Below are 7,256 nucleotides of genomic sequence, written 5' to 3' on the forward strand. Positions count from 1 at the left end.
TAAAAATAGAATTAGATTATATTACATTAATAATTTCTAATTCTATAATACGAAATAAGAAACTAGGATTCTAGCTTCTTACTTTCTTTTTCTTGGTATACCTTTTTAACAATAAATACAACAACGATTCCAATTACCATTAATAAACTATCAAAAGCATTTAATTCATAAACAATTAAGTGTTTTGCCAATAAGAACATAACGACTTCTAATACGCTATCAATTTCGGTTGTACAAAGCATACGGAAGAATTCAATGCCAATGACAATGTTTAATACACTTGTCAAAAATTCCATAAAGTATTTGGTATCATTGCTTCCATGAGTGATATATTCTACAAAAGGATTATATAAATGAAGAATACCAAATATAATGGCAATAAAAACAATAATCGCAACAATGAATTCAAGTATTTGTGATAGTTTTGTGAGTGTTTTTTTATATTTTTCCATGAAATTATTCTATCATAAATTTCCTATTCATTGAATTGATTCTTTGTACAAGTATTTATTGACATGAAAAAAGAAGATAGGCAATCCTATCTTCTATAGATGAAGTACACGCTCTTTGATTTCTTGAGTACGACCTTGGTTCCAAAATTGTGTTCCAATGTATCCACAAGTACGACGCGCAACATTCATTTTTTCTTGATCACGGTTATGGCAACAAGGACATTCCCAAACTAATTTATGGTTTTCATCTTCCACAATTTGGATTTCTCCTGTGTATCCACAAGCTTGACAGTAATCACTCTTAGTGTTTAATTCCGCATACATGATATTGTCATAAATATGTTGAATGATTGCCAATACAGCATCGATGTTGTTTTCCATGTTTGGAACTTCAACATAACTGATGGCACCTCCAGGTGATAATTTTTGGAATTGAGCTTCAAAAGTCAATTTGTCGAAAGCATTAATGTTTTCAGTTACGTGAACATGGTAACTATTTGTGATGTAGTTTTTATCTGTTACATTTGGAATAATACCAAAACGATCTTGTAGACATTTCGCAAATTTATAAGTTGTAGATTCCATTGGTGTTCCATATAAGCTGAAATCAATGTGTTCTTTTTCTTTCCATTTAGCACAAGCATCATTTAAATACTGCATAACTTTTAGACCAAATTCACATCCTACAGGATCTGTGTGAGGTACACCTGTCATGTAGCGAACACATTCACATAATCCAGCATATCCTAATGAAATAGTTGAATATCCATTGAATAATAGTTTATCAATTGGTTCCCCTTTCTTTAAACGAGCTAAGGCTCCGTTTTGCCATAGAATAGGAGCAACATCGCTTGGTGTACCTAATAAACGTTTGTGACGAATCATCAAGGCTTCGTAACATAAATCTAAGCGTTCATCTAAGATTTTCCAGAAATCTTCCATAACTCCTTTAGAAGAACAAGCCACGTCAACTAAGTTAATTGTGACAACACCTTGGTTAAAGCGTCCATAGTATTTAGGTTTACCGTTTTCATCAATGTATGGTGTTAAGAAAGAACGGCATCCCATGCAAGGGTAACAATGACCATCTCCATTTTGATCGACTTTTAATTCTTTCATTTTCTTTTCAGAAATATAGTCAGGAACCATACGTTTAGCTGTACACTTAGCAGCCAATTCTGTTAAATACCAATATTTTGAATCTTCATGAATGTTGTCTTCTTCTAATACATAAATTAATTTAGGGAAGGCAGGCGTAATCCATACTCCTTTTTCGTTTTTAACACCTTTGATTCTTTGTTTTAACATTTCTTCAATGATTAAAGCTAAGTCATCACGAGTTTGACCTTCTTCTACTTCATCTAAATACATGAAAACTGTTACGAAAGGTGCTTGTCCATTTGTTGTCATTAAAGTGATGACTTGGTATTGGATCATTTGCACACCTTTTTCAATTTCACGGTGAACTCTCATTTCTGCCATGGCATTGATTTTTTCTTCGTCATAAGGCATATTTAATGATTCAAATTCTTCTTTTACTTCACGACGAGCTTTTTCACGAGATACTTGCACGAATGGAGCTAAATGAGAAAGTGTAACACTTTGTCCTCCATATTGACTGCTGGCAACTTGGGCAATGATTTGTGTGGCAACGTTACATGCAGTAGAAAAACTATGTGGTTTTTCAATCATTGTTTCCGAAATAACGGTTCCATTTTGAAGCATATCTTCTAGGTTTACTAAACAACAATTGTGCATATGTTGAGCAAAGTAATCAGAATCATGGAAATGGATTAAACCATTTTCATGGGCATCGATAATTTCTTGAGGAAGAAGGAAACGACGTGTAATGTCTTTAGAAACTTCACCTGCCATATAGTCTCTTTGTACGCTGTTGACTAAAGGATTCTTGTTAGAGTTTTCTTGTTTTACTTCTTCGTTGTTGCGTTCCAATAAACTTAAAATTTGTTTATCGGTTGAATTGGCTTTACGAACTAAAGCACGTTCATATCGATAAGTAATGTAGTTGTGGGCAACTGAGAAATATTTTTCACGCATGATTTCTGTTTCAACCATGTCTTGGATTTCTTCTACATTAGGACTTCTTCTTAATGCTTCACATTTGTGTAATACCGTATTGGCAATGTTTAAAATTTGGGCTTCACTCATTTGTGAATGTGTTGTTGCTTTGTTTGCTTTGCGAATCGCATTTTCAATTTTTTTGACATCGAAAAGGACTTCTTCACCGCTTCGTTTAATGACTTTCATTTTTTGGCACTCCTTACTTTATTTTTAAATAGTTGACACTTCAACTATTTCTATTTCGTGTACTATGAGTATATCTGAAAAAAAGTATAAACACAATCTAGACAACCTGAAAAAATTGTGCTGTCCTAGGACTTACCTTAAAAATTTCTTCTTGCGTAAATTACTTTGCCAATGATTTGTACCGGAAGTTCTTCAACTTCTTGCCATGTGAACGTCCTTGATTCAATGTAAGGGTTTGCAGCTTCTAAAATAAGGCCCTCTTTCTTTTTGATTACTCGTTTAACAGTAACTTCTTCTCTTTCGATTAATACAATGGCAATTGTGTTCGTATTTACATCGTTTACTGCTTTTACATAAAGTAAATCTTGATCATGAATTTTGGCATCAATCATCGAATTTCCTTCTACTCGTAAAAAATAATCTCCTTGTTGGTATTCAGATTCACTTACTGCTAAATATCCTTCGATGTTTTCTTCGGCAAATAGGCCATATCCAGCTTTCACCGTTCCTAGAATGGGTTTTTCAAATGTGAATTGAGCGATGCTTGTCATTTGTTCGAAGTCTAAACCTAATAAATCAGATAACTTTTTTAAGGTATCGGGATTTATTTTTTTGATTTGGCCATTGCACCATCTTGATACCGTCGATTTTGTGACACCGATTTCTTTGGCAATGAATTCATTGGTGACGTGAGTTTGTCTTTTGTACTCGTTGATAATTTCTTGTATATTCATATTTTTATTGTATCAGATTGCGACTTTTATGCAATTACAAAATAAAGTTGCGTAAAAGTTGCTTATAAATTATAATCAAAGCGGTGATGCTATGTTGTTTAAATATTATATTGATGTAGTAACGATGATTGAACAAAACGGAAATCTCGTTCCTATGTATGTGAAATGGAAAGAAAAATTATATAAAGTGGATCGAGTCCTACAGGTTTGTAATAAATTTTCAGAAGCAGGAGGCTGTGGAAAATGTTATCAATGCCAATTTGGAAATCAAATTCGGAATTTATACTGGGAAAGAGATCGGTGGTTTTTAGAAACAGAAGTTTTTTGTCCTGATATCTGATATAATATGCATACTATGAATTACAGTGTATGTATTATGGCTGCAGGATCAGGTAGCCGCTCAAAATTAAATTATAATAAAGTCTTTTATCATATAACAGATCAAGAAACGGTTTTAGATCGTTGTTTGTCTTTGTTTAAAGAAGATAATGATTGTAAACAAATTATCATTGTATGTGCTATGGATGAAGTAGAACAAGTACAAAATCTATATAAAGGAGAAAATAAAATTGAGGTTGTTACGGGAGGAGCAACAAGACAAGATAGTGTGTACAATGGGGTTCAGAAAGTAAAGAGTCCATATGTTTTTATTCATGATGGGGCACGTCCTTATTTGAAAAAAGAACAATTAAATTCTTTAAAACAAACATTAGAAAAAGAAGATGCTTGTTTATTGATGGTTCCAAGTGTGGATACATCTAAGATTGTTGTAGATGGATATGTACAAGAAACATTAACACGTTCAATGGTTTATAATGCCCAGACACCACAGTGTTTTAAAACAGAACTTCTTCGTTCGTGTCAAGAAAAAGCCAAACTAGAAGGACGTATTGGTACGGATGATGCTCAATTAGTGGAATGGTATAGTGATGTAAGAGTCAAAATGGTTTTAGGAGATGAATCAAATATTAAGATTACGCACCCTAAGGATTTAAAAAAGGAAGATTAAAATGAAGTATTCAGCTTTAGTGTTTGGAAAAAATGCTTCTATTGCCTATTTTGATCAAGACAACGATTGCCAGCAGATTATTCAGTGTCTATCTATGGAAGAATTAGAAAACTTCATGCCTGAGAATAATCGCATGTATGTAAGACTATCGGATAAACCATATGTCTCTTTGTTGAATGGATTAAAGGCTGTTAAAGAAGAAAATGTAGTTGTATTAAAAAAAGAAATGAAGGAACAAGAATTAATTCGCATAAAAGAAGAATTAAAGCAATATCCTGCTATTTATTTAGATGAAAACATGCAAGCATTTGATACGCGTTTGGTTATGTTTTGTCTACAAGTAGCGATTGAATCTAATTTTGCGATTGATTCGTATTATCAGGCAGTTGAAATATTTGCTTCAACGCCTCTAAAAAGAATATAAAGAAAAGGATGATGGTATATGTTTAATAATTTTAATTACCCCACAATTCATATTAGTCGAACAAAAGCTTTGATTGTGTATGTTCTTGTATTGGCTGTTGCGTATTACATTGCGCTGCCACCATTGAATTGGCATGCGCTATCGTTTTGGTCATTCTTTGGACCAGCAATAATCATTTTAGCTTTAATTTTAACGATGTGTAAAAAAGAAGGAGTAAGAGCACCAGGTAAAGGTGTAATTAGTTTTATTGTTGTGATTGTATTAGCACCTAGTCTACTAGGATTCGCATCGGCTCGTTTCTTCCATGCATCAGAATATGCTAAAAGAATTAATATTGAGGATGCCGATTTCTCAACGATTAGTGAAGTAGATTTTAGTAAAACCGCAATCATTGACCGAGATACAACCGAAGCGTTAGGAGATCGTGTCATGGGACAAATGTCGGATTGGGTTTCACAATTTGAAGTAAGTGATGAATATACACAGATTTCTTATAAAGATAGTGTATATCGTGTAACACCATTGGAATATGCGGATTTCTTTAAATGGTGGGCAAACCAGAAAGATGGAATTCCTGCTTATATTACGGTTGATTCAACAAATGGAACGGCTAAGTTGGTTCGTTTATCAGATTTAGGATATGACAATATGAAATATGTTCCATCTAGTTTATTCAATAAGAATTTAATGCGTCATTTGCGTTTCCAATATCCAACGGAAATTTTTGGTTCTCCTTCTTTTGAAATAGATGAAGAAGGACGTCCTTGGTATGTATGTACAACGTATTCTTATAAATTAGTTGGTAATAAAAAATATGTAACAGGAGCTGTTTTTATGGATCCAATTACAGGAGAAAGTAAAAAATACGACGTAGATTCTGTTCCTACATGGTCGGATCGTATTTTCCCTGAGTCGTTGGTTATTGAAGAAATTGATGATTATGGTTCTCTTCAAAAAGGATTTATTAACTCTATGATTGGTCAAAAAGGAGTTATTAAATCAAGTAGTGGGTATAACTATATTGAAAAAGACGGTGATATTTGGTTATATACAGGAATCACAAGTGTGAACTCAGATTCAAGTAACTTAGGATTTGTCTTAGTTAATTTAAGAACACATGAAGCATTGCGTATTGATGCACCAGGTGCCAATGAAACAAGTGCAATGAAATCAGCTGAAGACGAAGTACAAAACTATGGATATGAAGCAACGTTCCCAGTTCTTGTCAATGTAAATGGATATCCAACTTATTTGATGTCACTTCGCTCAGATACGGATAATTCAAGTCAAAGTGTATTGAAGATGTATGCGATGGTTGATGCAACAGATTATCAAAAAGTCACAACAGTTTCCGTTGATCAAGGATTGAATGTATTGAAGAAACAAATGATTGCTTTACAAGGAAAAGAAAGCAATGATCAAGATGTTTATCAAGAAAAAACAATCAAGGTAAACAATCTAAATAAAGTATTTGTGGATGGAAATACAATTTATTATTTTGAAGACGAAAATGGTAAAAAATATCGCATGGATTTCACAACGAAATACGAAGAACAATTGGCTTTCCTAAAAAATGGGGACAGCTTAACAATAGAATATTTAGAATCGGATGGAATTCAAATTGTGAGTGCTATCAATAATCCAAATGAAGAAGATGCTTAATGCATCTTTTTTTGTGTAAATTTTTAAAATATTTTTTTACAAATTCAATTTTTTTTCGAATATATATAAAGGAGGTACATAAAAAATGTATAGTTTTAGAGAAATCGCGAAAAAAGTTGTTTTAAGTAAGAAAGTGATCGCAATTTATGCGCAAAGCGCTACTGAGGAATTTCAGGACAAGAGTGTAGAAGAAATTATGGATTGTATTGAAGGAATTATGGAGGATGTTCCTTTGGGGTATGAAAATTATGAAGCATTGGTAATTGCTCGTTTAAAGGTCCCAACGACAAACGAAATTATTTATATTCATCTTGAAATAGATCCATTGGCAAGTGAAGATCCAACTAAGGCGATGAATCTTGCGGAATGTGCAGGGAAAAGCATCATTGAAAATAAAGCCAATGTACCATTTTTAGAAGATGATGGACTGATTAAGAACGTATATACAATATGGACGATGATCGATTATCAAAATAAATATAAAAACGGGCAATATTATCGTCACATTTTCCACGATGCTCCTTGTGAACTTGATAAACAAAACAATGAAAAAGATTATCGACTAACAATAGCTTTATTTTATTGTTCATGCGTAGTGAAACAACAAGAAATTAATTAAAAAAAAGGAAGATTGTCTAATGACAATCTTCTATTCTGTGTGCCGGGCATGGCATTAATTCAGTTGGAGATAAACCAACCACAGGTAT

The 7,256-nt window shown here is 32.9% G+C and carries 8 protein-coding genes; 5 read left to right on the forward strand and 3 right to left on the reverse strand.

The window, feature by feature from the left end; translation table 11 throughout:
• Window positions 1-62: 62 nt before the first annotated feature.
• From ACI313_RS05530 to ACI313_RS05540, 3 genes are all read right to left on the reverse strand, one after another.
• Window positions 63-452: a hypothetical protein gene (locus tag ACI313_RS05530; protein ID WP_439755504.1), complete on the reverse strand. Its 390-nt coding sequence runs from the start codon at window positions 450-452 to the stop codon at window positions 63-65.
• 93 nt (window positions 453-545) lie between these two features.
• On the reverse strand, window positions 546-2,720 hold the full coding sequence (gene nrdD, locus ACI313_RS05535; protein ID WP_320608194.1) for an anaerobic ribonucleoside-triphosphate reductase: 2,175 nt from the start codon (window positions 2,718-2,720) through the stop codon (window positions 546-548).
• Window positions 2,721-2,857: 137 nt separating this feature from the next.
• Window positions 2,858-3,454 carry a LexA family protein gene (locus ACI313_RS05540; protein WP_320608195.1) on the reverse strand — a complete coding sequence of 199 codons (597 nt, stop codon included), beginning with the start codon at window positions 3,452-3,454 and terminating at the stop codon, window positions 2,858-2,860.
• A 91-nt stretch (window positions 3,455-3,545) separates the two neighbouring features.
• Here ACI313_RS05540 and ACI313_RS05545 point away from each other — a divergent pair, with 91 nt between their 5' ends.
• From ACI313_RS05545 to ACI313_RS05565, 5 genes are all read left to right on the forward strand, one after another.
• Window positions 3,546-3,794, forward strand: a complete 249-nt coding sequence (locus ACI313_RS05545) for a hypothetical protein (RefSeq protein WP_320608196.1) — start codon at window positions 3,546-3,548, stop codon at window positions 3,792-3,794.
• A 15-nt stretch (window positions 3,795-3,809) separates the two neighbouring features.
• Entirely contained in the window at window positions 3,810-4,463 is a 654-nt protein-coding gene (gene ispD / locus ACI313_RS05550; RefSeq protein ID WP_320608197.1) for a 2-C-methyl-D-erythritol 4-phosphate cytidylyltransferase, read from the forward strand.
• Window position 4,464: 1 nt separating this feature from the next.
• Window positions 4,465-4,887: a hypothetical protein gene (locus tag ACI313_RS05555; protein ID WP_320608198.1), complete on the forward strand. Its 423-nt coding sequence runs from the start codon at window positions 4,465-4,467 to the stop codon at window positions 4,885-4,887.
• Between the two features lie 18 nt (window positions 4,888-4,905).
• Window positions 4,906-6,549, forward strand: a complete 1,644-nt coding sequence (locus ACI313_RS05560; protein ID WP_439755505.1) for a hypothetical protein — start codon at window positions 4,906-4,908, stop codon at window positions 6,547-6,549.
• An 85-nt stretch (window positions 6,550-6,634) separates the two neighbouring features.
• Window positions 6,635-7,168, forward strand: coding sequence for a hypothetical protein (locus ACI313_RS05565; protein WP_320608200.1), 534 nt, complete (start codon window positions 6,635-6,637; stop codon window positions 7,166-7,168).
• Window positions 7,169-7,256: the final 88 nt, after the last annotated feature.

Origin of the sequence: Floccifex sp. (assembly GCF_051873495.1) — a bacterium.
Classification (GTDB): Bacteria; Bacillota_I; Bacilli_A; order Erysipelotrichales; family Erysipelotrichaceae; genus Floccifex.